This is a genomic window from Flavobacterium reichenbachii, from assembly GCF_002217435.1.
Classification (GTDB): Bacteria; Bacteroidota; Bacteroidia; order Flavobacteriales; family Flavobacteriaceae; genus Flavobacterium; species Flavobacterium reichenbachii.
This window is the reverse complement of the sequence record NZ_MUHF01000019.1, coordinates 268678-292589: the sequence shown is the minus strand read 5'-3', so window position 1 is coordinate 292589 and position 23912 is coordinate 268678. Positions and strand designations below refer to the sequence as shown.

Sequence of the window (23912 nt, the reverse complement as noted above, 5' to 3'; positions counted from 1 at the left end):
ATAATGCGTAAAGAAGAATGTTTTTATTTAGGTAAAATCGCTAAAAAATTTAGTTTCAAAGGTGAAGTTCTGATCTATTTAGATACAGACGAACCTGAGTTATACGAAAATCTGGAATCAGTGTTTGTTGAACATAACAAACACTTGGTTCCTTTTTTTATTGAAACAAGTTCTTTACACAAAAACGACTTCTTAAGAGTTCGTTTTGAAGATGTAAATAATGAGGAAGAAGCAGATGCCTTAGTTGGAAATGCTGTTTATCTTCCTTTAACAATGCTGCCAAAACTTACCGGCAACAAATTTTATTTTCACGAAGTTATTGGTTTTGAAATCGAAGACCAGCGTTTAGGTGTTTTCGGAAAAATTACTTCAGTAAACGATACTTCTGCACAACCTCTTTTTGAGGTTTTAAATGGTGAAGTCGAAATTTTGGTTCCTATGATTGACCATTTTCTAGTAAAAATTGACCGTGAAAACAAAAAAGTGATCATGAATCTGCCAGAAGGATTGGTAGAAATGTACCTTTAAATTAGATTTTTTGTTAGACATTTTAGACTCACTTTAAATCTTACTATTAAAAGTCTTGTCTTAATATTCAGTCCATCTGAAATCAAAAATCGTTAATCTTAAATCTTAACTCTAGTGTTTCAATTCAAGCAATTTTCTGTTAAACAAGATAAAACCGCTATGAAAGTTGGCACAGATGGTGTTTTACTTGGTTCTTGGGCTCCTGTTCATCACAACCCGTTTAGTGTATTGGATATTGGCGCTGGAACTGGAATTATTGCATTGATGCTTGCACAACGAACGAATGCGGAACAAATTGACGCTTTGGAAATTGATGAAGACGCTTATGAACAAGCAGTTGATAATTTTGAAAATTCGCCTTGGGGAGACCGTTTATTTTGCTTTCACGCCGGTTTAGATGAATTTATTGATGAGCCGGAAGACGAATATGATTTGATCGTTTCAAATCCGCCTTTTTATGCTGAAGATTATAAAACAGAAAATGAACAACGCGATTTAGCTCGTTTTCAAGATGCAATGCCTTTTGAAGAATTAGTTGAGGCCGCCGATTTATTACTTTCTGAAAACGGAATATTCGCCTTAATTCTACCATTCAAAGAAGAAGAAAAATTTATCGCTCTTGCCAAAGAATCAGAATTATATCCAATAAAAATCACTCGTATCAAAGGAACACCAAAATCAGAGATTAAACGTAGTCTATTGGCTTTCAGCCGAAATGAAAATTCTGAAATTGAAATTAACGAATTGATTATTGAAATCGACAGACATGTTTATACTCCTGAATATATTGAGCTTACAAAAGAATTTTATTTGAAGTTTTAAACTTGTTCAAAAATACTTTTGAACTGATATAGAATTCTTTCGATTAATCGCAGATCTTCGGTTACAATTTCTGCACTTCCTTTCATTTCCTGCTGAAAAATGATTTGTTTTTTATACGACGTCTGTAATCCGTTTGGCAGGGCAACATCCAGCAGTAAATTACCTTCTTTATCGGGCACCAAAGAAATGTTTTGAATTTTGCCGTATAAAACACCAAATTCTCTGTCTGGAAAATTAGCCAGTCGTATGTTTACCCTTTGCCCGATTTTTATTTTTCCGGAATTTAAGGCTGGTGCTTTTACTTTTCCGATAAAACTATTTTTGGCATTAGGAATAATCGAGAACACGTTATCTCCCACATTTATGGTTTGATTCTCTGTCCAGACCTGCAGAAAAGTAACCACGCCGCTTACAGAAGATTGTATGGCATAGGCCAGTTCCCAGTCTTTGATCACTTTTTTGAGCTGATAAAACGACTGGGCCATGTTGCGCCCAAGATTAACCTCTTCTTTAGTGCTGTTTATATGCGAATTCTGGCTTGATTTTGTATTGTCTATCAAAGAAGATCTTAATTGAGAAATCGACGATAAAAGCCCTTTATAACTTTTAGTAGCCTGCAGGTAGCTTAGTTTTTTGGCTTCCATTTCCTGAGCCGAAATAATTCCTTTATTAAACAAAGTCTCAAAACGCGCAATTTCATTTTTCTGAAGCTGTAATTCACTTTCGTTAATTACTTTTTGCTGCTGCAGGATTTCAAGTCTTTCTTTAATTTGAATCTTTTCTGAAATCTGCGCTCTGTTTTCGATTTCAAAAGGCTGTAAATTTTGATTTAGTTCCTGTGCCTGATAATCTTTTTGAAATACCGCATAAGCGCTTTCAATTTCGCCCAGCTGTTTGTTTTTGAGTTTCTCAAAAGGAAATTCTTTTGCAGAATCATTTACATCATATTGGTCTACAATGCTTTTTAATAAAAAAACATCTTTATAACTGGCCGTATTCTCAATAATAGCCAGAGTGCTGTTTTTTGATACCAGTGATTTATCGTGAACCAGAATCGCTTCGATACGGCCGGAGGATTTTGAAACGATTTTTTCCGGCGGAATATTGGTTGTAATTACAATTTCGGTAGTAACAACATCCGGATATTTAATAAACCACGACACAAAAAAGAGCATCAGAATAATGGCAAATATTAAGACCGTTCCCCATCTGATCATCCAGTGCGGCACTTTAGTGAGGATATCCTGCACTTCTTCACTTCTTAATTCGAACGATTCTTCAGTCATGATTTAATTTCCTAATTGCAGTTGATTTTTAACCAGTTCAAAATAATTCCCTTTTTGTTCTACTAATGCCGAATGGCTTCCGATTTCAATGATTTTTCCTTTGTCTAAAACCACAATCTGGTCGGCATTCATAACCGTGCTTAATCTGTGCGCAATTACAACGACAGTTTTATCTTTAAAGAACAGATCTAATTTCCGCATTATTTCTTTCTCATTATTTGCATCTAAAGCCGAAGTTGCCTCATCAAAAAACAAGATTTCCGGATTTTTATAAACGGCTCTTGCAATTAATAACCGCTGCTTCTGGCCGGTGCTCATGCCTACTCCCTCTGCACCAATTTTTGTATTAAAACCAAGAGGCAGTTCGCTTATATATTCTTTTATGTTTGCTACATCTGCGGCATAAACCAGGCGCTGTTTGTCAATTCTGTCTACTCCAAAAGCAATATTATGGGCAATGGTGTCGCTAAAAATAAATCCTTCCTGCATTACTGCGCCAATTTTGGAGCGCCAGGCTTTTTGTGAAATGTTTTTAAGGTTTGAATTCCCTATCAATATTTCTCCTTTCTCAGGTTCATAAAATTTAAGCAGCAATTTCATTAAAGTTGTTTTTCCGCTTCCGCTGACGCCGACTATTGCAGTAACTTTATTGGTGGGAATGATCAGGCTTAAATTATCTAAAACCGGAATATCTGAGCCTAAATAGCGATAAGAAAGATTTTTGATTTCAATATCTGAATCATACGGCACTTCGTTTGTCTGATGGGTTTCCTGCTGTGTTTCATCTTCTTTTTCGTGAATTTCAGATAATCTTGCCAAAGATATTTTGGCATCCTGAAGTTCTCTAACAAACTCAATAAGCTGTGTAATCGGCCCGTTTAAACTTCCCACGATAGAACTTATGGCCAGCATCATCCCTAACGTAATAGAGCCGTCAATTACCAGTTTTGCAGAAAGAAATATGATGAAAATATTTTTCAGTTCATTAATTACAGAGGAGCCGATGGTTTGAGTCTGCTCTAAAACCAGACTTTTTATAGAAACTCTAAAAAGCCTTGCCTGCACATATTCCCAGCCCCAGCGTTTTTGTTTTTCTGCGTTGTGGAGTTTGATCTCCTGCATTCCGTTTATGAGTTCCATTACTTTGCTTTGTTCCTGGGAAACTTCAGAAAAACGTTTATAATCCAGAACTTCTCTTCTTTTTAAAAACAGCGTAATCCATCCAAAATAAAGAATGCTTCCGGCAAAAAACACCAGAAAGATCTGCAGGTTAAAATATGCCAGCACGGCTCCCATTACAAACATATTTATTACAGAAAACAGAACATTGAGCGATGATGTGGTGAGGATTTTCTCTATTCGCTTATGGTCATTGATCCGCTGCATGATATCTCCGGTCATTCTTACATCAAAAAAAGAAATGGGCAGGTTCATTAATTTTATAAAGAAGTCTGAAATTAATGAAATATTTATGCGGGTTGAAAGATGGAGCAAAATCCAGCTCCGAATGAGTTCTAAACCTGTTCTTCCTGCAAATACAAAAAGCATTGCAAAAAGTATTAAATAAATAAAATTCAAGTTTTGATTTTGAATTCCGACGTCTACAATACTTTGGGTTAAAAAAGGAAAGATAAGCTGCAATAAACTGCTTGCAAGCAAACCTATACTCAGTTGTACTAAATATGATTTATATCGCAAAACATATTGTGCCAACAAGCGAAATCCTAATCCTTTATTTTCTTCTTTATCAAATTCAGATTGAAAAAACTTTGGTGCTGCTTCTATCAATAGCGCAACGCCTTCTTTAGTAGATTCATCGGCATTGTTTCCTATCCAGAATTTAATAAAATCCTGTTTGTTGTACTCGATTAAGCCAAATGCAGGATCAGAAATATAATAGGTGTTTTTCTTTATTTTGTATAAAACAACATAATGATCTTTATTCCAGTGCAGAATGCAGGGAAGAGGTGCTTCATCCAGCCTTTCTGCAGCTAATTTTACAACTAAAGTTCTAAAACCAATATTTTCGGCAGCATCACTCAGAAAAAGCATATTACTTCCCTCACGAGTTGTTTCGCTTTTGTCTCTCAACTCCTGAATATGAATTGTTTTACCGTAATGTTTAGCTATAATTTTTAAACATGTCGGACCACAATCTTTACGATCTGCCTGTTTGTAATTGGGAAATTTTTTCAATTTAAAGTTAAAATTAAATCATTATGCAAATAGTATTAGTGCTTTATGTCTTACAAAAATATGATATTTACAAGCTAGAAATTAGAAATTAATTGTTTTTCCTTTATTTCAATTAAAAAAATAATTAACAATTAAAATGAATTCAAAAAACACATGAACTTTAGCTAAAAATGACAAGCATTATAGTTCCTGTTTTATAATTCTAAAACTAAAATCTACTCTTTCATACTATTCCGTAGAAGCCAATTTTGTATATCCTTAAAGACTCTATCCCAATGATAGCTGTTTTCTAGTTCATTTCCATTTTTATCAATTTCTTTTTTACTGTAATTATGATCTAGATCTGGATAAACAAACATTGTTAATTTTGTCTTCCTTAGCAAAAAAGGAAGTAAATCATTATTTAGCGACCCTCTGTCTTCTGTTCCGTAGGTGACAAGAATAGGATTTTTAAATTTTGAAAAGCTGTCAAAAGACAGGACGCTATTGTAGCTCATCCAATTATAGTCTTCATAGTCATTTTTATATACTTCGATATCCTTAGGAATGTTTTTAAAGCTTTTAATATCGCTTTCAATTTCTTTTTGAAGTAAACTATCGGACGCTGTTGATAACGTTTCTATTCTTGATTTTAAAACGTATTCAGCTATTCTATTAAATGGATTGGCTGACATACAAACTAACTTCGCAATTTTCCTGTTATTCTCTGAAAGTTTGGCTGCTACTCTATATCCCTCAGAATGACCAATAACAAATATAGAATCTTTTTGAACCCATTTCTGTTTATAAAGATAATCTACAACAGACTTTGCTTGAAATGTTCGGTATTTTAAATTATCGTATTTGACATATTCAGCTGGAACTTTGCCGTTTTTATCTAAGTATCCGCCCGTATCTTTTTCATAAGATCCCACTATCGGAATGCCATGTCTGGCAATAACAACAAAGTTAAAGCGCTTTAAATACGTGTCAATTTCAAATGGAAATGCAGTAACACTTGCTCCTGTCGAATCATGAAAAATTATCGGTTTGGGTAACGAGCCCTGTAAAAATAGAATAGTTGGCTTTGCTTTTTTAGTATCGACATTGGTTGTTAAAAAAGAGATTGTATCTTTTTTTGAAATTATATTTACCTGACTAAAACCATTTTGACTAATGTACTTAGATTCTTCATTTTGTGAGAATAAATTCAAATTCATCAATAGGAAAATTATAAAAAATAATTTTATTTTAAAAAGCATATTGTTCTGGTTCTCTTATTTTAGAAATTGTGTGGCATTTATTTAAATAATCTTTTTCTTTTAAAATTCAAATTTATGATATTAAAGGTTTTTTTTATAATTAAAAGCATCTGGAAAGATTCTAATTTTTGTACATAAAAAAACAGAGAAGATATTCTCTCCTCTGTTATATTTAAAAACATTTATAAGTAACACAATTTCTCAAGGATGTGGCACTTGGTTAACCCTAACCAAATAAAATTAACCCAGTGCCCATATTCCTTAGAATCCCAACACCAATCATCAATGTGGGGAAATTGCTCAATGTTCCACGATTGAGCGCCTATACATTCAAAAAAAACATGACTAAATTCTAAATAAGGCTTTATCGTATTACTTTCTAAAAAAGTTAAAAATTAGCAACAAAGACGGTTCGTGTCACAAATACCCGGTGAGGTGTCTATGGGGCAGTTACCACCGCTTGGTATTAAAATGCATCCTGCTTCTATCGCATAAATCCAGCACTCAGGAATTCCTCCCTTAATAGTTTTCTGTTCATTTTTACTGATACTTTGAACATCTTCCAGATTTAAAATTTTCTTAAGCATAAACAATACCGTTTTTTTAATAGTAACAGAGTAACTCTAAATCTCTGTTACTATTTAGTTATTCAAATTAGCAAGCATAAATTACTTTATATCTTAAATCGCTTCTTAACAGCTTCCCACATAACTTACAGGAAGACAGCTCCAGTACGAAGGAACAGTTCCAAATTCTGTACATCGTTTAGCGATAAAACCATCTTCGCATATTGGTGCATTTCCGCCAATAATTGTTTTTTGCTCACTTGCAGTTAATTCCTCTGCGCCTTTCAGTTTTAAAATATTTTTTAACATAATTGCAATTTTTTAGTTTAGCAAATTTTTGTTTTTAAGCTGTCTTTTCTAAAACCTGTATATCTTCTATAAAATCATTTAAGAAGTATTTTAGTTCGTTTAACTCATATTCGTTAGGAAACAATCTTTCGTTTACAATTTTGACCGGTGTATAATTAAAATTATTTTTAGAACACCACTCATACTGTTTCTGTATCTCCTGATTGATCATCATGCTGACAGAATCTACATGCCATTTTTTCAACCATTTTTTGAGTCCCATTCTTTTTATATACCAATCTGAAATTGCTTCTACAGTTTTTCCCGGAGTCGCTCTATTTATCGTTAAAAGCCTTTCTACAACGGCTTTGTACGGATTATCATTATTTTCCGGATTGATATTAAATAAAACATTCAAAAATATCTTATCAGGAAATCTTAAAACCAAGTCAAATGCTTCCTGAAATGTTTTATGACAATGTGCACAACTCGGACTAATAACAATTGAAAGTTTTACTGCTGCACTTTTATTTCCAAAAGTTAATCCTCTTAAATCCTCAAAACCTTTTGTATGAGGCACTTTTTTTGACAAGAAATTTAACAGCGAATAATTTCTTTTGAATTTTTTAAGCTCTTTTAATGAGTTTTCACTGTTCAGACTGTTTTTCAGCATTGATTTGATTACTGCCCAGATTGGAATAAACAAAATGAACGAAAACAAAAAAGGGAAAATAGCCTCGATATTAAAAGTCAGTGTAAATAAGTCTGATGAAAACCAAATAACACTTTGAGAAAAAATCAAAAATGAAACTACTAAACACATTACGCACCATTTCTGGATCTCGAATTTCTGAATCCAAATTGAACCAACTAAAATTGGAATCGACAATAGACTCAAAAAACCTATAAAAACAGACGAATTAAATGGCTGCACCAAAAGCGCTATAACACTGGAACTAAAAAACAATAAAGGCAAATCTGAAAAATTAACCCATCTGCTTTCATTCTCTTCATTAAAATTGATAACAGAATCACAAGAAGAGTTTGAACTTAAATTGCATAATTTTAAAATCACACTATTTTTTACTCCTAGTTTTTCCTGCACTATAAAAAAGCTTATCACTAATCCTATAATCGATGTTAGTAAAAAAATAATACTAAACAAACTGTATGTATTGTAAAAAAAAGATAATCCTGTTAAAAGCAAAAGAGGCAGAAAATATTTTAGCCAATTATATTCAACTTTTAGATTTTCTCTAGCCACAACATTATTTGGTTCAATGGCAACAATTACTCCATTCCAATCTAAAAGGAAATTTTCATAAGATAATTTCTGACTGGCATTTTTAACGGTATTAATACGAACGAAATTTTTTGCTCTTTCTACCAATATAAGTTCGTCTTTAAAATAGGCTAAAAAATTTGAAGGCAAGTCAACAATTTGTTCCTTCGAAACTCTCACGGCTGCATTCTCAATTGAAAGCAAATCGAAAGAATCTGTAATCGCAAATAAGCTTGGATAATTTGGATGAGAAAGAAATAAATCTTTAAACTCATTTTTTATATCCGAGTACTTATTTATCTGAAGAAATTTTTGGACTAGTTTCAACATCTTTTTTCGACGCTTTTAAATCATAATTATGATGCAAATATTGTAGTTTTTATTGATAAAAAATGTGCGATAGTACACTTTTTATCAATTATACCACATACAATTTATAAATTATACCTAGTATAGATATAGTTTTAAAACCATGTATATCAATACATTAAGCACAAATTATCTCTCACAAAAGTCTCAAAAGTCTATTTTCGACCAAAGGTTTCTCTTTTTCTATAGTTTTGATAAAGTTAGAACCTACTCATGTAAACACATGAAAAAAACAGACTAAAAACTCCCCCAATTTTAAGTTTGTAAATGCATAAATATAGAGTCCGGAATTGGGCTTAATCAGGTTCGAAAATCAAAAAAAAAACAAGCATTTACGCATGGATTTTATCCATAAGATTATCCTTAAACTTAAATATAATACACACAAAAATGAAGAAAAAAGCCTTAAAATTTGAAGATTTTCAAGACGAAAAATTATCAAAAAAACAACAAAAAACAGTTCGTGGCGGAGATGGAGATATTGATCCGGGAAAAGGAAGCGGCGGAAGCGGTAATAATGATGAGGAGGAAACACAAAGAATTATTCAACCTGTAATTAAACCAAATACTTAATAATTATGAAAACAGTAAAATTAAATTTTGAAGATTTTAGAATAGAAAAGCTTTCAAAAAAGCAGCAATTAATAGTTAGAGGCGGTGACGGAGATCCACCACTTCCGATAGATCCAGGAAAAGGAGGAGGCGGAAACGGAAACGGCTAATAACCTATTAATCATTCTAGTAACTAAACCATAAACTCATGAAAAATACAAAAATAAAATTTGAAGATTTCGAAAACGAGAAATTATCAACGAAACAACAAAAAATGCTTAGAGGAGGCGACGGTGAAGACCCGCCTACAGATCCGGGAAAAACAGGCGGAGGAAGCGGTAACGGCTAAAAACTTGTTTAAGCTAAAGCTGAAAAACTCAAAACTATAAAGATGCACGGGGCACTCGAATAGAAAAAAATCCAATAAAAGTGAAGAGATTATTGTAAATCAAATCTTTAAAACTTTTAAAAATTATTAATAAAGAAAACTTCTTAATTAAATATTATTCGCAAACTGAGCTGGAGATACTCCAGTTCTTTTGCGAAATGATTTTGCAAAAGATACCGCATTCTTAAACCCAACACTTTCTGCAATAGCCTGTGTTGAATATTTACGGTATAAATGATTTGTAATCATCTCATTAATTACGTAATTGATTTTTAGCTCATTAGAATATTCTCCAAACGATTTACCAAATCGCTTGTTTACTATATAAGACAGATAGGTTGTATTTGTTTTTACTTTTTTTGCGGCATAAGCAAGTGTGAAATCTGCATTTAAGTACTCCAATTTTTCTTCCAGGGCAAGCAGTTTTTCTACAATTTTGTTTTCTTTGGCTTCGTCAATAGTTAAATTGGCATTCTCCTTTTTGAATGTTACATCTTCAATTTCAGCAGTTTCTGCTTCAATTATTTCTTCTGGATGTTCTTTTTTCTCCAAATTAGCTTTAAACTCTTCTATCAAAGCGTTCATTTTTTTATGCGCTTTATTTTTATCTCTAATATTTTTTATCAATAAAAAGACAATTCCAACAACAAGCAAAACGTAAAATACTTTTAATGCTTTATTCCATAAAACTTCATATTTATATTTTTCCTGAATGTTAAGCATTTCATCTCCAAGATCTTCAACGCCTAATTTATAGTTAACCTCTACGGCTTCGTCTCTTAATTTGCTTTCAAATTTTTCGTAGGCATCCAGATAAATCTTAGAATGTTTATAAGCTAGTTCGGGTTCATTTTTTAGATTGTAAATTTTTGCCTGAATGTAGTTTGACTTAAAAAAACTATTATCAAAGGTTTTGCTTTTCAGCGAAATAGAATCTACTCGCTTCAGAAAAACAAGTGCTTTATCATATTTTTTGGTAGCGTAATATAAATCACCCAAATTGTATGTTGCGACCTGAAAAAACTGCTCACTGCTATTCTGTTTTGCATAAAAAGCAACATCATAATAGACTTTTTCAGCATTTTCGTAATCATTTTTCATCAAATAAATATTACCCAAACTCAGCTTGGCAGTAATTTTATTGTCGGTATATTTTTGAGAGAAGGTAATTGCTTTTTTATAAAAATAGGCTGCAGAATCCAATAAGTGTGTCTTGGTTCTGTTTTTCATAAAATACCCTTCATACGAATTACCTAAATTGGTATACATATTACTTTTAGCGTTCTGAAACTGCTCTTTTTCATATAAATTTTCATTCTGATCTAGAAAATTTTCATTTTGTTTCAGAATCTTTATAGACAACTCGTAGTTTCCAACTTCTTCATTAAGTAACGCTACATTTCCTTTAAATTTTACAACCTGAATAACATCTCCAATCTTAGTAGACAGTTTTATTCCGTCTTGATAAGAACCAAGTGCTTTACTAAAATTACCTCTCTTCCATTCGGTTAAGCCTCTGTAATTATATAGGTAAGAATTTACTCTGCTTTTTTCGTCAGATTCAGGCATTTTACTCAAATACGAAAGTGCCAATGCATATTTCTGATCGCTTTTAGTTCGATTTCCTTTTAACTGATATAGATACGAAGCTGCTCCATTGGCAAAAGCCAAATGCTTATTATTATTAGATTGCAGCATTTGATTGGTATACTTCAGCCCTTGATCAAAATTCGTGTTCATGCTGAATCGAATTTTATCCTGCAGTTCTAAATACTCTTTTTCGGTAAGCTCTTTTTTTTGAGCCACACCAGTACTTAATATAAAGAAAAATAAAAAAGAGATGACCAGCCTCATTTAATTTGTTTTTGGAATTCAAAAATAGCGCATAAATTATCAATAAACTACATTTAATTTGCCAAAATCCTATTAATTTTCTTTTACCGTTTAACAAATATAACAAAACAACAAGGTTTTGTTATATTTTTATTCCGTAAATTTGTTTTGCTAAAAAACAATTAACGATGAAACCAGATTTATTTCAAGCCCCAGATTATTACAATTTAGACGATCTATTAACAGACGAGCACAAATTAGTTCGCGAATCTGCCCGCGCATGGGTAAAAAGAGAAGTTTCACCTATAATAGAAGAGTACGCTCAAAAAGCAGAATTTCCTAAACAAATAATAAAAGGACTTGGAGAAATTGGAGGATTTGGCCCTTATATTCCTGTTGAATACGGAGGTGCGGGATTAGACCAAATTTCTTACGGTTTAATTATGCAGGAGATAGAGCGCGGTGATTCTGGTGTAAGATCAACTTCATCTGTACAATCTTCTTTGGTAATGTATCCTATTTGGAAATACGGAAACGAAGAACAAAGAATGAAATATTTACCAAAACTTGCCACAGGTGAATTTATGGGCTGTTTTGGCTTAACAGAACCCGATCACGGTTCTGATCCCGGAAGTATGATTACCAATTTTAAAGACATGGGAGATCATTATCTTTTAAATGGTGCTAAAATGTGGATTTCGAATGCGCCATTTGCAGATATTGCTGTAGTTTGGGCAAAAGATGAAGAAGGCAGAATTCACGGATTAATTGTAGAACGCGGGATGCAGGGTTTTACAACTCCGGAAACTCACAATAAATGGTCGCTTCGTGCTTCATCAACAGGAGAATTGATTTTTGATAATGTAAAAGTGCCAAAAGAGAATCTTTTACCAAACAAATCGGGCTTAGGCGCACCACTTGGATGTTTAGATTCGGCTCGATACGGAATCGCTTGGGGCGCAATCGGAGCTGCAATGGATTGTTATGATACCGCTTTGCGCTATGCAAAAGAAAGAATCCAGTTTGGCAAACCTATTGGAGGCACACAATTACAGCAAAAAAAATTGGCCGAAATGATTACCGAAATCACAAAAGCACAGTTACTTACATGGCGTCTGGGAGTTTTAAGAAACGAAGGAAAAGCTACAACAGCACAGATTTCTATGGCAAAAAGAAACAATGTAGATATGGCAATTCATATTGCACGCGAAGCCAGACAAATGCTTGGAGGCATGGGAATCACGGGGGAATATTCGATTATGCGCCACATGATGAATCTTGAAAGCGTAATAACATATGAAGGAACTCATGACATACATTTACTAATTACCGGAATGGATGTAACTGGAATTCCAGCATTTAAATCGTAAACATTTATTAAATTATATACAAAATCAATGCGAAAAGCTTCTTGTAATCAAGAAGCTTTTTATCTTTGCACCAAAATTTTCCCAAAAATGAATATCGAAAAGATAAACCTTAGCATTCAACCTCAAAAAGACCAGCTTTTACAACATTCATTATACAATAAAATCCAAAACATAGACGATTTGCACAGTTTTCTGGAATCGCATGTTTTTGCTGTCTGGGATTTTATGTCGCTGCTAAAAGCATTACAAGCCAAACTTACCTGTACAACAACACCTTGGTTTGCTACCAAAAATCCTGAAACCAGATATTTAATCAACGAAATTGTACTTGCCGAAGAAACAGATTTAACACTAGACGGCAGAAGACAAAGCCATTACGAAATGTATCTGGAGGCGATGCAAGATTGCGGCGCTGACATTAATGGAGTTATAAAATTTTTATCTGAAGTTAATTCGCTTCAGAACATATTTGTAGCCATCAAACAAAGTTCGCTCCATCCAAATGTAAAAGCCTTTTTAGATTTTACTTTTAGAGTAATCGAAGAAGGAAAACCACATGAAATTGCTGCTGCTTTTACTTTTGGAAGAGAAGACCTGATTCCGAGTATGTTTACCGAAATTCTTAAAAATTTTCAGAAAAACCTTCCAGATGCTAATTTAGCTAAGCTGCTGTATTATTTTGAAAGACATATCGAACTCGATGCAGACGAGCACGGACCAATGGCAATGAAGATGATTACCGAATTATGTGAAGATGATGCCCAAAAATGGAAAGAAGTGGAAGAAGTTTCGATTCTTGCTCTGGAAAAACGAATCGGACTGTGGAATGCCATCGAAGAAGAAATCATAATGAAGACCGAAATGGTATAAAACCAAAACAATATATTTAACGTAACTATTGGTTTAAAACTGCCTGAAATCTAATTTGAACAAATTATGAAACTACATTTTAAACCAATAGTTACGCTTTTTTTTTCTGTGCTATTACTCAGCTGCAATGCCGAAGAAATGCCAAAAGAACCTGCTGCCGGACCTGTAATAGACGCTCCAGTGCCAAATCCTAACCTGCCTATTAAATCGAGCGTAAATTATCTCGCGCTGGGCGACAGTTACACCATTGGGCAAAGCGTGTGTGAGACCTGCCGATTTCCAGAACAGCTCAAAGCCAGCTTACAAGCCATGTACTTCAATTCAATTTCGTCAAAAATAATTGCAACTACCGGCTGGACAACTTCTAATTTATTATCGTCCATAAATTCTCAAAATCTGGAACCCAACTATGATTTAGTTACACTATTAATTGGCGTAAACAATCAATATCAAGGCAGAAGTTTTTCTGTTTACGAAAAAGAATTTCCAGAATTGGTAACCAAAGCAATTGAACTGGCAAAAGGAAACAAAAAAAATGTTATCGTAGTTTCTATTCCAGATTATGCTTATACGCCTTTTGGAAAGAGTGTTGCCGGAGATCAAAGTACAAAGATTTCTGCTGCAATAGATCAGTATAATACTTTTGCAGAAAACTATTGTATTAAAAATGAAGTTGTTTTTGTGTCCATTACAGACATAACACGACAAGGATTGGCAAATCCTGATCTTGTAGCAAATGATGGCTTACATCCATCTAAAATAGCCTACACAAGGTTTGTAGAGCGCATGATGCCAAAAGTAAAAGTCGTTTTGCAGCAAAAATAAAAAAGTACGGCAAATTTTAAGGAGCAGAAATTTCAGTTTTCAGAACACCTTTAGTCCCGCTATCCGCTGTATCTTTTGTGGTGAACACCACCACAAAAAATGCCGCTGTTATCGGGGCTAGATAAGACGTTTCCGTTTTACTTATAATTTTCAAAATCAACCTCAACTTTCTCAAACTCTTCTGACTTTTCTAAAATCGAATTTATAAGAGCCAGACCTTCTTGATTATTATCAGCCATTATAAAAGCAAAACCCCAGATATCTTTTGAAATAGTAAATTTTCCAACTTCAGAATCGTACGTCATTAATATTTCATCGTTCATCCATAAATCCAGAATATCAATCATTTGTGGTTTTATTTCATGAATTGCATTTATAAAATCAGAAACGAAAGTTTCGTTTTCAGCTCCGTTAAAAATATCTATTAAAAGTTCTTCAGATTGATAACCGGGACGAAAGTGATATTTATACATCTGTATTTGAGGATTATAATTATTTGGAAAACTTTAAGCGGTTTTTTTCATGCTCCAAGTCCCTTTTCCAGGACTAAAAAGTATCGGAATAATGCCATACAGCAAAAAAAACCTTCGTTTAAAAAACCATTTGCCGCTCAATTCTGTTTTATCTTCTGAAAAAGTACCCTTATAATACAGTACTGGATGTTTTTTCTCTAAAGTGGCTCGATTTCCGTTTTGGTCTATAACGCAGTTTTTGGGCATCAGTTTTTTAAAACTCACTGCATTTTTATTTACCTTGCCAAAGATATCACCGGTTTCTTTCATTCCGCCGGTAGCAACATCATCGTTTACTTTTCCCTGAAAATTACCACCTTCGTAATTATCAATTACTATTGTAAAATTTGTTTTTTCAAAACCCATTGCGTTTTGAATTCTTTCATTATCAAACTTGTAATAACCGTTCCAGTTTCCTGTCATCTTTTTAAATTATTGATTATTTGTATGATTATATCTAATCTGTTATTGATGTATAGTTTCGAATCGTCGATAGTGATATGCTAAATTATAGTCGGATCCTGCCCAAAATAAAAACAAAAGCGCTCCAGAATTATCATAAGCATAATTGACCAAAAGTCCGTTGTCTTTTGTGAGTCCGATTCTTGTTTTGTAGTTTGTATATCCGCCGGCAATATAGGGAATCCCATTGCGCTTTAAGTACGTATTATCAAGATAAAAAAGTCCGTTTTTTAATTTTCCGCTCAGCTCTACACTATCGATTGCAACATTTTCTTTTTTGGTAATAAACTTTAATCGATCTGGACCTACAACTTTTATTTCGATTGTATAACCTTTATCATAACTGTATTTTGCTTCTGGAGATTTTACAAAATAATTGAGATTGTGTCCCGATTTAGAATCTTCTGGTTCTATTGTTTGCAGTTTACCTTTTCTATCATAACTGCTGTCTGGAAACAAATCATAATGTCCTTCTAATTTTTTTAAATCATTTTGTATTAATTCCTGTTTATGGTCTTTCACAATTCTATCAGAAAATGAGGCACATCCCGATAAGAGAATCAAAATAATAAAAGAATATAGTATTGATTTCATAATAATGAATTATCAAGTTCAAAAACTAATTTAGGAATTCTTTTCTTATGTTTATTACCTGAAAAATAAATTACTAAGCAACCTTTTACTACTTTAAACATCTTATTATTAATATATAAAACCATTTAACCAATAATAAACATGAAACAACTACTTTTAACTTTAACCGTATTATTTGTTTTGACAGGATGTAGTAATGATGATAAAAATTTAGATACAAATAACATCATTGGAACATGGAAACTTCATAAAACTCAAAATGGCTACACTTATACTTTTAATACTGATGGAACATTTAAGTCTTCTCGATTTACCAAATGTCTTACGGGCAAATACACCGTTTCATCAGACAAATTAACCTTAGATTACGATTGTGAGGGGTTTACAACTCAAATAGAAACTCCATCAGGAACATTTATAGAAAACTTTAAATTAGAAAAAGGTTATATGTATCTTTCTCCAACTTATTTAACTTGCGATGAAGGCTGTTCTTATAAATTTAAGAAAATTAGTGATTAACCTCAAAAATAAAAGCCCTTGCAAATAAATTCTGCAAGGGCTTTTGCCATATTTTCAAAAATATTCTTTTACAAACTTGCTAATTTCTTGGCTTGCTCCTGAGCATTGATATTTTTAGGATTTAATTCAAATGCTTTTTTATAATTTTTAATCGCCTCTTTTTTATTTCCCGCACCAGCCAGCGTTTCTGCATAGCTGTCATAAGTGTTTGCGCTTTGCGGATAAAGGTCTACATTAAGTTTAAAGATTTTTAAGGCTTCTGCCTGCTTCCCCTCACCTAGCAATTTATATCCAAAATCATTTAATTCGTTTTCGCCCAAATTAAATTCAGGATTATTTTTTTTAAGATTTACTGCCAGCTGCAATGCATTGTTATAATGCTGTTTGATCAGTTCCTTTCTTAACTTTTTAACCGAAGCCGATAATCCAAATCCATTCGATTCTTTCATATCAGAAATATAATAACCTGCAATTTCATCAATAAAAAACTCAGGATTTGCACCTTGAAGATTCGTCAGGACAATTATAGAAACATCATCCTTTGGATAAATAAAAAATGCAGATCTCATGCCACCAATTGGCCCTACAGCAGGATGTTCTTCTCTCGTAACAGTTGGCCATCCAATTGCGTAACCATTTACCAATTTATTAAAGCCGCGCACACGCCCATTGTTTAAAACTGCTGGATTCCAAAGCAAATCTAAACTTGATTTGTCCTTTAATAACTTTCCGCTTTGTAATGCAATAGTCCATTTTGCTATTTCATCTGCTGTAGAAATTATTCCTGCACAAGTTCTAAAATACTCCGGGAATTTAGAATACCCAATTCTCACACTATCTGTAGTTATCCATTTACCTTTAACAATATCTTGTGTGGTATAAGTTCCGGCCGAATTAGGAATTACATCATTAGAATCTCCAAAACGAGTTTGTTTCATCCCTGCTGTTTTAAACTGGCGTTCTTGTATAAATTTTGTAAAATGCACGCCGCTCAACTTATTAATAATTCTGCCTATAATAACATATCCTGTCTGATTATAACGAAATTTATCTCCTGTATTAAACTCCATCGGCAGTGTCTTAACCTTTTCCCAAGTCCCTTCTTCAGTATCGGCAAGTAAATTTTCTGCTGGATCTATAATATTTGGAAGTCCGGAAATATTCGCAAATAATTGTTTGATCGTTAAACCTTGCCACGCTGCAGGCAAATCATCTAAGTATTTAGAAATAGGATCATTTATATTTAGTTTCCCTTCTTCCTGAAGCTGCATTACGGCAACACCCACAAATGCCTTTGTGCAGGAATTAATAGAAAACATACTTTTATCGGTTACGCTGACAGAGTTTTCGACATTAGCAATTCCGTAACTGTTCTCTTTTACTATTTTACCGTGTTGAACAACTGCAAGTTGAAGCCCTGGAATATGAAGTTTTTCCATTTTAGCTTTAAGAAAAACATCTATGCTGTCGGCGGTTTGTTCTTTTTGTGAATAAGCATTAAAACTTACTAAAGTGATTAAAAAAGACGCAAGAAGAGATTTAGAAAAATTAATTTTCATGATGGTGATTGATTTAATATTTGATTGATGATTGATACTTGCTACATCTTTTTTACTTAGATTTTTTGTAAATCAGACAAATTCAAGCATTTTAAATCAAGACGAACCTATCATGAAAATGCTACATCTTTTTGTAATAATAATTTTGAATCCCATCACAAATAACAGTAAACCAATAGAAATGAATACGTTAAACAGCTCGTTTTTTTTCTAAAAAAATATATTAAAGTGAATAAATTAAATAGCTATCGCAGAAAATCCTGTAATTTTAAAAACGAAAAAACCGCAATTTCATATTTTATGAAATTGCGGTTTGCTTTTGCAGAGAGGAAGGGATTCGAACCCTCGATACAGTTACCCATATACTAGCTTTCCAGGCTAGCTCCTTCAACCACTCGGACACCTCTCTAAATTGGTCTGCAAAGAACACAAAAAAATCTGAGTTACAAAAGTAAAATCTAATATTACTTTAAATGCTTTTCCTAAATTCTTCCATAAACAATTTTACAGCCTTTTTTTGATAACTCCCAATCGTGAGCATAAACGAATCTCTTTTGGTCGGCACTCCTGTAATCTGGATTGCTTTGAGGTCGTCCCAGCCTTTTAAGGCTTTTTCTGCCACAATTGTAGCAAAATCACTGTCGTGTACCATTTGCAGTAAAGCGTGAATAGAATTTAATTCTATCGAAATTTTAGGTTTCATCTTATTTCTGGCGAACAATTCTTCGACAAATTCTCTGGAGTTTGATCCTTTTCCCGGTAAAACCAGCGGAATTTCTTCTATTTTCTTAAACGCAATCTTATCCAGAACCGCCAAAGAATGTGATTTGGAAACCGCCATAACCATTTGCGAAGTAAACAAAGGCACTTTCTGAACAGGAAGATCTATTTCGTGCGAGGTAATAACCAAAACCAAGTCTAATTCGTTATTCATTAATTTTTGCTCTAAAGCTTCTGTTGTGCCATATTCTACAACAATTTTAAGATTTTGGTATCTTTTTGCAAAGGCATTAACAACAGGCAGAATCAGCAGTCCAAAAATATAGGTAACGCCTATTCTTAGTTCACCGCCAATCATTTCGTTTAAATCTTCGATGGCTTGTTTACCATTTTCTACGTTTTCTACCACTTTTTTGGCGTGAATCAGAAAAACAGAACCCGCTTCTGTGAGCTGTACTTTTTTTCCGATTCGCTTAAACAAAGGCATTCCCAGTTCTTCTTCGAGTTTTTTAATTTGCTGCGAAAGTCCGGACTGTGTAACAAAACACAATTCGGCAGCTTTGGTAAAGTGCAAAATCTCAGCTGTTTTAATAAAATACTGAAGTTGATAAATTTCCATATAGATAAGTTTTACTACTTATAATCAGTAAAATTATTAATTTTTCTAATGAAATCATAATCACGAACTTTGTATAAAATATTTAAGGATATGTTTAAAGCGTTAAAATCAAAAAACTTCAAATTGTTTTTTTATGGTCAGTCTGTTTCAGTTATTGGTACCTGGATGCAGAAAACTGCCGTAAGCTGGATGGTTTATAGTATAACCGGTTCTGTATTTTTGCTGGGATTAGCGACTTTTTTAAGTATGATTCCGTCCCTGTTTTTAGCACCTATTGCAGGAAGTGTTATTGGGCGTTACGACAAACACCGCGCTATGATTGTACTGCAGTCTTTGGCAATGCTTCAGGCTGGAACTTTGGCTTTGCTAATTTATCTTAAAATATACAATATCAATTTTATTCTGGCGCTGAGCTTGATTCAGGGAATTATTAATGCTTTTGATATGACCTGCCGTCAAACTATGATGATCGATATTGTTAACGACAAAGAAGATCTCCCAAATGCAGTCGCGCTAAACTCTACGCTTAATAATTTTGCCCGAATTGCAGGTCCCGCACTTGCCGGAATTATTCTGCACACCTATGGCGAAGACATTTGTTTTATTGGGAATTTCATTAGCTATGTTCCGGTTTTGATTTCTTTATTTATGATGAAAATCACACCACACATCAAATCAGAAAACAAACTAAAAATGCTTGACGATCTTATTGAAGGTCTGGACTATGTAAAAAAAGAAACCGAAATGGCCAGAATGCTGTTAATGCTGATGTGCAGCAGTATGTTTGTAATTTCTTTTAATACGCTGATGCCGGTATTTGCCAAAGACATCTTTAGCGGAAACGCAGAAACTTTCAGCTGGTTTGAAAGTGCTGCCGGAATTGGTTCTGTATTGGCTGCCGTTTATATTGCCAATCTTAAATCATCTAAAAACATGAATAAATTTATGATTGCTGCAAGTTTACTAATGGGGTTCAGTATTATAATTTTGGCACTTTCGAGCAATTTAACTATCGCATTGATTTGTATGACTTTGAGCGGGATTGGAATGATGGGACAAACTTCGTCTATCAATATCTACATTCAGACTCAAAGTGCGGTAAACATGCGTTCGAGAAGTATCAGTTATTATATGATGGCGTATCAGGGAATGATTCCGGTTGGAAGTTTAATTATCGGATACATTTCTCATTCGCTTGGCGTAAGAACAACCGTTGCAATTCAGGGAATTATCTGTGTTATTTCTGTGATTGTTTATGTGTATTATAAAAATCAAAAAACTACAGAGGATTTAGAAACTTGTCCTATTGAATACAAAAATTAATAAATTCCTATTTTCCACAACTTTGTCAAAGTTTAAAACTTTGACAAAGTTCTCTGCCATTCCAATTATATGGTGAAATTTCACTTAAGAAATCTCCCCGCGCAATGACGTTTCAAAAATATCTTTGAACTCATTTTTCGGAATATTGTGTCCCAAAAGGTACATTAGTTTTGTAATTGCTGCTTCTGTTGTAATATCTTTTCCCGAAATAACTCCAAGAGATTTTAAAGCCGTACTGGTCTCGTATTGTCCCATATTAACGCTTCCGCCAGAACATTGAGTAACATTTACAATATGTAAACCTGACTCAAGTGCTTTTTTAATTAAATTTAAAAACCAATCTTCTGTTGGTGCATTTCCGGAACCGTAAGTTTCTAAAACAATGCCTCTCAAACCTTGAGTCGATAATATAGAAGCCAAAACGATTTCGCTCATTCCAGGAAACATTTTTATAATCGCTACATGATTATCTAAGTTCTTGTGAACAATTAATTTAGCGTCATTTTTTATAGGAAGAAACAAGTGAGAATTAAGCGTTAAATGAACACCGGATTCTACCAATTCTGGGTAATTTGGTGCTGTAAAAGCTCTAAAATGTTCCGCATTTACTTTTGAAGTTCTGTTGCCGCGGTACAATTTGTATTCAAAATACAAGCATACTTCATGAATTACGGGTTTCCCGTTTTCCTGAAGAGATGCAATCTGAATTGCTGTTATTAGATTTTCTTTTGCATCAGTTCGCAAATCTCCTATTGGCAGCTGTGATCCCGTAAACACGACAGGTTTTGCTAAATTCTCCAGCATAAAACTCAGTGCCGAAGCCGAATAAGACATAGTATCTGATCCGTGAAGTACCACAAAGCCGTCAAAACTGATATAGTTTTCCTCGATAATTGCGGCAATTTTAGTCCACATTTCGGGATTCATGTTAGAAGAATCAATTGGATTCTCAAAAGAAACCGTTTCGATTTCGCAGTCCAATTGTTTTAACTCTGGAATTTTTTGCAACAATTTGCTAAAATTGAAAGCTTTGAGCGCACCGGTCTCAAAATCCTTACTCATACCGATGGTTCCTCCGGTATAAATCAGCAGTATTTTGGCTTTAGATGACATCTTGGTATTTTAATTTATTGACCACCGGATTGGCGTACATCGCCAGAAAACCTTGTCTTGTAACAGGGTTATCGCTTCCGATTCTCATTTCTAAACGACGCTCAAAGAGAGACTTTTCGCTTTCTTTATACAAATGCGAAAATTTATTGGTTTCGTTTAAGATGTCGTAGGCAATAAAGTTGGTCGGCCACAACTGATAATTTTTCAGAATTGTATCGTCGATAGTTTGTGCCAAAGCCTGAACTTGTTTATTGGCATTATCGTTTTCGGCTACAATCTGATCAATTTCTGTATCTAAAACGTCGCCTACAGAAATATGTATTCTTTTTTTAGTTCCCATGATACCACTCAAAATGGTCATGAAATCTTCATTTTTATCTTTTACGTATACTTTATTGTTTGCTTCTGCCATTAATTGCGGCATTTTTAGAACATCTGTCGGGTCATATTCGTAAGAAATAGAAACCGGAACGATTCTTAATTTCTTAAAATAATCCATTAAATTTGGTTCATCAGATCCCATTCCGATCATTTTTAAAACTCCGGGATTTGTTTCGTCATTTCCGTCTTTTGTTCTTCCTTCTCTTTGTGCAATCCAAACCGAACGATTTTCGCGAAGCAGTAACTGTCCCATATATTCGGCCAGTAATTTTGAACTTTGCAGCATTTCACGAGGCGTTAATCCTCTTAAAACCAAAAAATTTCTGTTTAGTTTTGCCAATGTTGCCAGAAAAGCTTTTTTTACCAGATTATCTCCAATTGCAGAGGCGGTCATTACTAAACCATGTTCAAATAAACAAACATTAAGCAGAGTTGTATCCAGCAGAATGTCTCTGTGATTGGAAATAAATAAATATGAAGTGTTTTTTTCCAGTTTCTCAAAACCTGAAGTTGTTAAGCCTTCAGAGCTTTTTTCTAAAACTTTTTGAATGGTATTGTAAATAAAATTACATTGAAAATCGCGAATCGAGTGCGTTTTCTTTAATTGATCCTTCCAAACCTCATCTTCAACTTCCGGAAAAGTAAAGTTCATCATTGTTTTCATCATCGGGTGATTTACAACATCATGAAGAGCTTCATTTATTTCGGAATCATAAAACGGTCGAATGGCATCAAATTTCTGCATTATTTATCTTGATTTAAGTGGGCAAAAGAACAAAAAAAAAATTAAAGTTTTGTAAGGCATAAGTTAAATCCCAAAAACGTCTTTTGAATTTTGTGTTGTTATTGCTGTGATTTCTTCTTCAGAGACCTCATAAATAGCTGCAAGTTTTGAAATAACATTGACCAAATAGCTGCTTTCGTTTCTTTTTCCTCGATACGGAATTGGCGCTAAATAGGGCGAATCTGTTTCTAACACAATATGTTTTAAAGCGATCTGATTTAGAAACTGATCTATCTTTCCGTTTTTGAACGTTACCACGCCTCCAATTCCTAATTTCATGTTATACGAAATTGCCTGTTGTGCTTGTAATAAAGTTCCGGAAAAACAATGAAAAATCCCAAACAAATCTTCAGATTTTTCTTCTTCCAGAATTTCGAAGATTTCATCAAAAGCTTCACGACAATGAATTACGATTGGAAGTTTGTATTGTTTTGCCAGCTGAATCTGGGTTTTAAAAGCGATTTGCTGTTCTTTAAGATGGGTTTTATCCCAATATAAATCGATTCCGATTTCGCCGACAGCGTAGAATTTTCGCTTTGACAATTCGGTTTCTACATGCTTTAATTCGTCCAGATAATTATCTTTCACGTAAGTGGGATGCAAACCCATCATCAAAAATATATTTTCAGGATAATTTTTCTCTAAATCGTACATTGACTGCGTTGCCGCTGCATCGATTGCGGGAATAAAAAAACGTGTGATTCCGGCATTAATCGCTCTTTGAATCATTTCGTCACGATCCTGATCAAATTCTTCAGAATATAAATGCGTGTGTGTATCGGTAATTATTGGTGTCGAATTCAAGGTTATAATTTTAAAGTGGTCAAAATTACGACAATATTAAAAGAATAGCAATTCTGTGCAATTGGACATTGCGTATAGTAAATCTGGCAAGTTTTAAAACCTGCCG

General features: G+C 33.6%; 24 protein-coding genes and 1 tRNA gene. 10 read left to right on the top strand and 15 right to left on the bottom strand.

Annotated features, from left to right (window positions below; genetic code table 11):
- Positions 1-3: 3 nt before the first annotated feature.
- Positions 4-528, top strand: a complete 525-nt coding sequence (rimM, locus tag B0A68_RS16385; protein WP_035686533.1) for a ribosome maturation factor RimM — start codon at positions 4-6, stop codon at positions 526-528.
- 114 nt (positions 529-642) lie between these two features.
- Entirely contained in the window at positions 643-1350 is a 708-nt protein-coding gene (locus B0A68_RS16380; protein WP_035686535.1) for a tRNA1(Val) (adenine(37)-N6)-methyltransferase, read from the top strand.
- Here the strand turns inward: B0A68_RS16380 and B0A68_RS16375 are convergent.
- The 5 genes from B0A68_RS16375 to B0A68_RS16355 all read right to left on the bottom strand — a co-directional run bounded on the left by B0A68_RS16375 (position 1347) and on the right by B0A68_RS16355 (position 8539).
- Positions 1347-2636: an HlyD family secretion protein gene (locus B0A68_RS16375; protein ID WP_035686536.1), complete on the bottom strand. Its 1290-nt coding sequence runs from the start codon at positions 2634-2636 to the stop codon at positions 1347-1349. The genes B0A68_RS16380 and B0A68_RS16375 overlap by 4 nt on opposite strands.
- 3 nt (positions 2637-2639) lie before the next feature.
- Positions 2640-4832: a peptidase domain-containing ABC transporter gene (locus B0A68_RS16370; protein ID WP_035686538.1), complete on the bottom strand. Its 2193-nt coding sequence runs from the start codon at positions 4830-4832 to the stop codon at positions 2640-2642.
- A gap of 215 nt (positions 4833-5047) precedes the next feature.
- On the bottom strand, positions 5048-6073 hold the full coding sequence (locus tag B0A68_RS16365; RefSeq protein ID WP_123947519.1) for a hypothetical protein: 1026 nt from the start codon (positions 6071-6073) through the stop codon (positions 5048-5050).
- Positions 6074-6765: 692 nt separating this feature from the next.
- Complete coding sequence (locus tag B0A68_RS16360) at positions 6766-6948, bottom strand: hypothetical protein (RefSeq protein ID WP_035686550.1); 183 nt, start codon at positions 6946-6948, stop codon at positions 6766-6768.
- Between the two features lie 34 nt (positions 6949-6982).
- The gene (locus tag B0A68_RS16355) at positions 6983-8539 is read right to left on the bottom strand and encodes a vitamin K epoxide reductase family protein (protein ID WP_035686552.1); all 1557 of its coding nucleotides are present in this window, start codon (positions 8537-8539) and stop codon (positions 6983-6985) included.
- Between the two features lie 429 nt (positions 8540-8968).
- Between B0A68_RS16355 and B0A68_RS16350 the strand changes: the two genes are divergently transcribed.
- From B0A68_RS16350 to B0A68_RS16340, 3 genes are read left to right on the top strand one after another with little or no spacing between them, the layout of a single operon-like run.
- Complete coding sequence (locus tag B0A68_RS16350) at positions 8969-9151, top strand: hypothetical protein (protein ID WP_035686555.1); 183 nt, start codon at positions 8969-8971, stop codon at positions 9149-9151.
- 5 nt (positions 9152-9156) lie between these two features.
- Positions 9157-9300: an rSAM-modified peptide gene (locus B0A68_RS16345; protein ID WP_089069758.1), complete on the top strand. Its 144-nt coding sequence runs from the start codon at positions 9157-9159 to the stop codon at positions 9298-9300.
- Between the two features lie 38 nt (positions 9301-9338).
- Positions 9339-9479: a TIGR04149 family rSAM-modified RiPP gene (locus B0A68_RS16340; RefSeq protein WP_089069757.1), complete on the top strand. Its 141-nt coding sequence runs from the start codon at positions 9339-9341 to the stop codon at positions 9477-9479.
- Between the two features lie 147 nt (positions 9480-9626).
- On the opposite strand, the gene B0A68_RS24865 is transcribed toward B0A68_RS16340, so the two are convergent.
- The gene (locus B0A68_RS24865) at positions 9627-9920 is read right to left on the bottom strand and encodes a helix-turn-helix domain-containing protein (RefSeq protein WP_394332271.1); all 294 of its coding nucleotides are present in this window, start codon (positions 9918-9920) and stop codon (positions 9627-9629) included.
- A 1619-nt stretch (positions 9921-11539) separates the two neighbouring features.
- Here B0A68_RS24865 and B0A68_RS16330 point away from each other — a divergent pair.
- From B0A68_RS16330 to B0A68_RS16320, 3 genes are all read left to right on the top strand, one after another.
- Positions 11540-12721, top strand: a complete 1182-nt coding sequence (locus tag B0A68_RS16330; protein WP_035686562.1) for an acyl-CoA dehydrogenase family protein — start codon at positions 11540-11542, stop codon at positions 12719-12721.
- Between the two features lie 87 nt (positions 12722-12808).
- Positions 12809-13591: a DUF3050 domain-containing protein gene (locus B0A68_RS16325; protein ID WP_035688327.1), complete on the top strand. Its 783-nt coding sequence runs from the start codon at positions 12809-12811 to the stop codon at positions 13589-13591.
- Between the two features lie 66 nt (positions 13592-13657).
- Positions 13658-14416 carry an SGNH/GDSL hydrolase family protein gene (locus tag B0A68_RS16320; protein ID WP_035686565.1) on the top strand — a complete coding sequence of 253 codons (759 nt, stop codon included), beginning with the start codon at positions 13658-13660 and terminating at the stop codon, positions 14414-14416.
- A 137-nt stretch (positions 14417-14553) separates the two neighbouring features.
- Here the strand turns inward: B0A68_RS16320 and B0A68_RS16315 are convergent, their stop codons facing one another.
- Genes B0A68_RS16315 through B0A68_RS16305 form a run of 3 tightly spaced genes read right to left on the bottom strand, consistent with a single transcriptional unit; the run spans position 14554 to position 15984 of the window.
- Positions 14554-14889, bottom strand: coding sequence for a hypothetical protein (locus B0A68_RS16315; protein WP_035686568.1), 336 nt, complete (start codon positions 14887-14889; stop codon positions 14554-14556).
- Positions 14890-14922: 33 nt separating this feature from the next.
- A complete protein-coding gene (locus tag B0A68_RS16310) occupies positions 14923-15351 on the bottom strand; it encodes a hypothetical protein (protein ID WP_035686571.1) in 429 nt (142 codons plus the stop codon).
- Positions 15352-15393: 42 nt separating this feature from the next.
- Positions 15394-15984, bottom strand: a complete 591-nt coding sequence (locus tag B0A68_RS16305) for a hypothetical protein (RefSeq protein WP_035686574.1) — start codon at positions 15982-15984, stop codon at positions 15394-15396.
- Positions 15985-16125: 141 nt separating this feature from the next.
- On the opposite strand from B0A68_RS16305, the gene B0A68_RS16300 reads away from it, so the two are divergent.
- The gene (locus tag B0A68_RS16300) at positions 16126-16503 is read left to right on the top strand and encodes a DUF5640 domain-containing protein (protein WP_035686576.1); all 378 of its coding nucleotides are present in this window, start codon (positions 16126-16128) and stop codon (positions 16501-16503) included.
- Positions 16504-16571: 68 nt separating this feature from the next.
- Here B0A68_RS16300 and B0A68_RS16295 read toward each other — a convergent pair whose 3' ends face one another.
- From B0A68_RS16295 to B0A68_RS16285, 3 genes are all read right to left on the bottom strand, one after another.
- On the bottom strand, positions 16572-18062 hold the full coding sequence (locus B0A68_RS16295) for a serine hydrolase (protein WP_035686579.1): 1491 nt from the start codon (positions 18060-18062) through the stop codon (positions 16572-16574).
- Positions 18063-18384: 322 nt separating this feature from the next.
- Positions 18385-18471 (bottom strand) — tRNA-Ser (locus B0A68_RS16290).
- A gap of 60 nt (positions 18472-18531) precedes the next feature.
- Positions 18532-19401, bottom strand: a complete 870-nt coding sequence (locus B0A68_RS16285) for a LysR substrate-binding domain-containing protein (protein ID WP_035686581.1) — start codon at positions 19399-19401, stop codon at positions 18532-18534.
- 90 nt (positions 19402-19491) lie between these two features.
- Between B0A68_RS16285 and B0A68_RS16280 the strand changes: the two genes are divergently transcribed.
- Positions 19492-20724: an MFS transporter gene (locus tag B0A68_RS16280; protein ID WP_035686584.1), complete on the top strand. Its 1233-nt coding sequence runs from the start codon at positions 19492-19494 to the stop codon at positions 20722-20724.
- Between the two features lie 84 nt (positions 20725-20808).
- Here the strand turns inward: B0A68_RS16280 and B0A68_RS16275 are convergent, their stop codons facing one another.
- The 3 genes from B0A68_RS16275 to B0A68_RS16265 all read right to left on the bottom strand — a co-directional run bounded on the left by B0A68_RS16275 (position 20809) and on the right by B0A68_RS16265 (position 23806).
- The gene (locus B0A68_RS16275) at positions 20809-21837 is read right to left on the bottom strand and encodes an asparaginase (RefSeq protein WP_035686586.1); all 1029 of its coding nucleotides are present in this window, start codon (positions 21835-21837) and stop codon (positions 20809-20811) included.
- Positions 21827-22963: a 1-acyl-sn-glycerol-3-phosphate acyltransferase gene (locus tag B0A68_RS16270; protein WP_035686588.1), complete on the bottom strand. Its 1137-nt coding sequence runs from the start codon at positions 22961-22963 to the stop codon at positions 21827-21829. Before B0A68_RS16270 ends, B0A68_RS16275 begins: the two co-directional genes overlap by 11 nt.
- 63 nt (positions 22964-23026) lie before the next feature.
- Positions 23027-23806: a TatD family hydrolase gene (locus B0A68_RS16265; RefSeq protein ID WP_035686591.1), complete on the bottom strand. Its 780-nt coding sequence runs from the start codon at positions 23804-23806 to the stop codon at positions 23027-23029.
- Between the last annotated feature and the right edge of the window lie 106 nt (positions 23807-23912).

Bases quoted from the DNA above. Each gene is read 5' to 3' on its own strand.
- B0A68_RS16300 (WP_035686576.1), top strand. From the start codon at position 16,126: ATGAAACAACTACTTTTAACTTTAACCGTATTATTTGTTTTGACAGGA.
- B0A68_RS16340 (WP_089069757.1), top strand. From the start codon at position 9,339: ATGAAAAATACAAAAATAAAATTTGAAGATTTCGAAAACGAGAAATTA.
- B0A68_RS16315 (WP_035686568.1), bottom strand. From the start codon at position 14,889: ATGTATAAATATCACTTTCGTCCCGGTTATCAATCTGAAGAACTTTTA.
- B0A68_RS16275 (WP_035686586.1), bottom strand. From the start codon at position 21,837: ATGTCATCTAAAGCCAAAATACTGCTGATTTATACCGGAGGAACCATC.
- B0A68_RS16280 (WP_035686584.1), top strand. From the start codon at position 19,492: ATGTTTAAAGCGTTAAAATCAAAAAACTTCAAATTGTTTTTTTATGGT.
- B0A68_RS16285 (WP_035686581.1), bottom strand. From the start codon at position 19,401: ATGGAAATTTATCAACTTCAGTATTTTATTAAAACAGCTGAGATTTTG.
- B0A68_RS16375 (WP_035686536.1), bottom strand. From the start codon at position 2,636: ATGACTGAAGAATCGTTCGAATTAAGAAGTGAAGAAGTGCAGGATATC.
- B0A68_RS16270 (WP_035686588.1), bottom strand. From the start codon at position 22,963: ATGCAGAAATTTGATGCCATTCGACCGTTTTATGATTCCGAAATAAAT.
- rimM (WP_035686533.1), top strand. From the start codon at position 4: ATGCGTAAAGAAGAATGTTTTTATTTAGGTAAAATCGCTAAAAAATTT.
- B0A68_RS16360 (WP_035686550.1), bottom strand. From the start codon at position 6,948: ATGTTAAAAAATATTTTAAAACTGAAAGGCGCAGAGGAATTAACTGCA.
- B0A68_RS16330 (WP_035686562.1), top strand. From the start codon at position 11,540: ATGAAACCAGATTTATTTCAAGCCCCAGATTATTACAATTTAGACGAT.
- B0A68_RS16320 (WP_035686565.1), top strand. From the start codon at position 13,658: ATGAAACTACATTTTAAACCAATAGTTACGCTTTTTTTTTCTGTGCTA.
- B0A68_RS16345 (WP_089069758.1), top strand. From the start codon at position 9,157: ATGAAAACAGTAAAATTAAATTTTGAAGATTTTAGAATAGAAAAGCTT.
- B0A68_RS16295 (WP_035686579.1), bottom strand. From the start codon at position 18,062: ATGAAAATTAATTTTTCTAAATCTCTTCTTGCGTCTTTTTTAATCACT.
- B0A68_RS16325 (WP_035688327.1), top strand. From the start codon at position 12,809: ATGAATATCGAAAAGATAAACCTTAGCATTCAACCTCAAAAAGACCAG.
- B0A68_RS16305 (WP_035686574.1), bottom strand. From the start codon at position 15,984: ATGAAATCAATACTATATTCTTTTATTATTTTGATTCTCTTATCGGGA.
- B0A68_RS16365 (WP_123947519.1), bottom strand. From the start codon at position 6,073: ATGCTTTTTAAAATAAAATTATTTTTTATAATTTTCCTATTGATGAAT.
- B0A68_RS16350 (WP_035686555.1), top strand. From the start codon at position 8,969: ATGAAGAAAAAAGCCTTAAAATTTGAAGATTTTCAAGACGAAAAATTA.
- B0A68_RS16310 (WP_035686571.1), bottom strand. From the start codon at position 15,351: ATGACAGGAAACTGGAACGGTTATTACAAGTTTGATAATGAAAGAATT.
- B0A68_RS16355 (WP_035686552.1), bottom strand. From the start codon at position 8,539: ATGTTGAAACTAGTCCAAAAATTTCTTCAGATAAATAAGTACTCGGAT.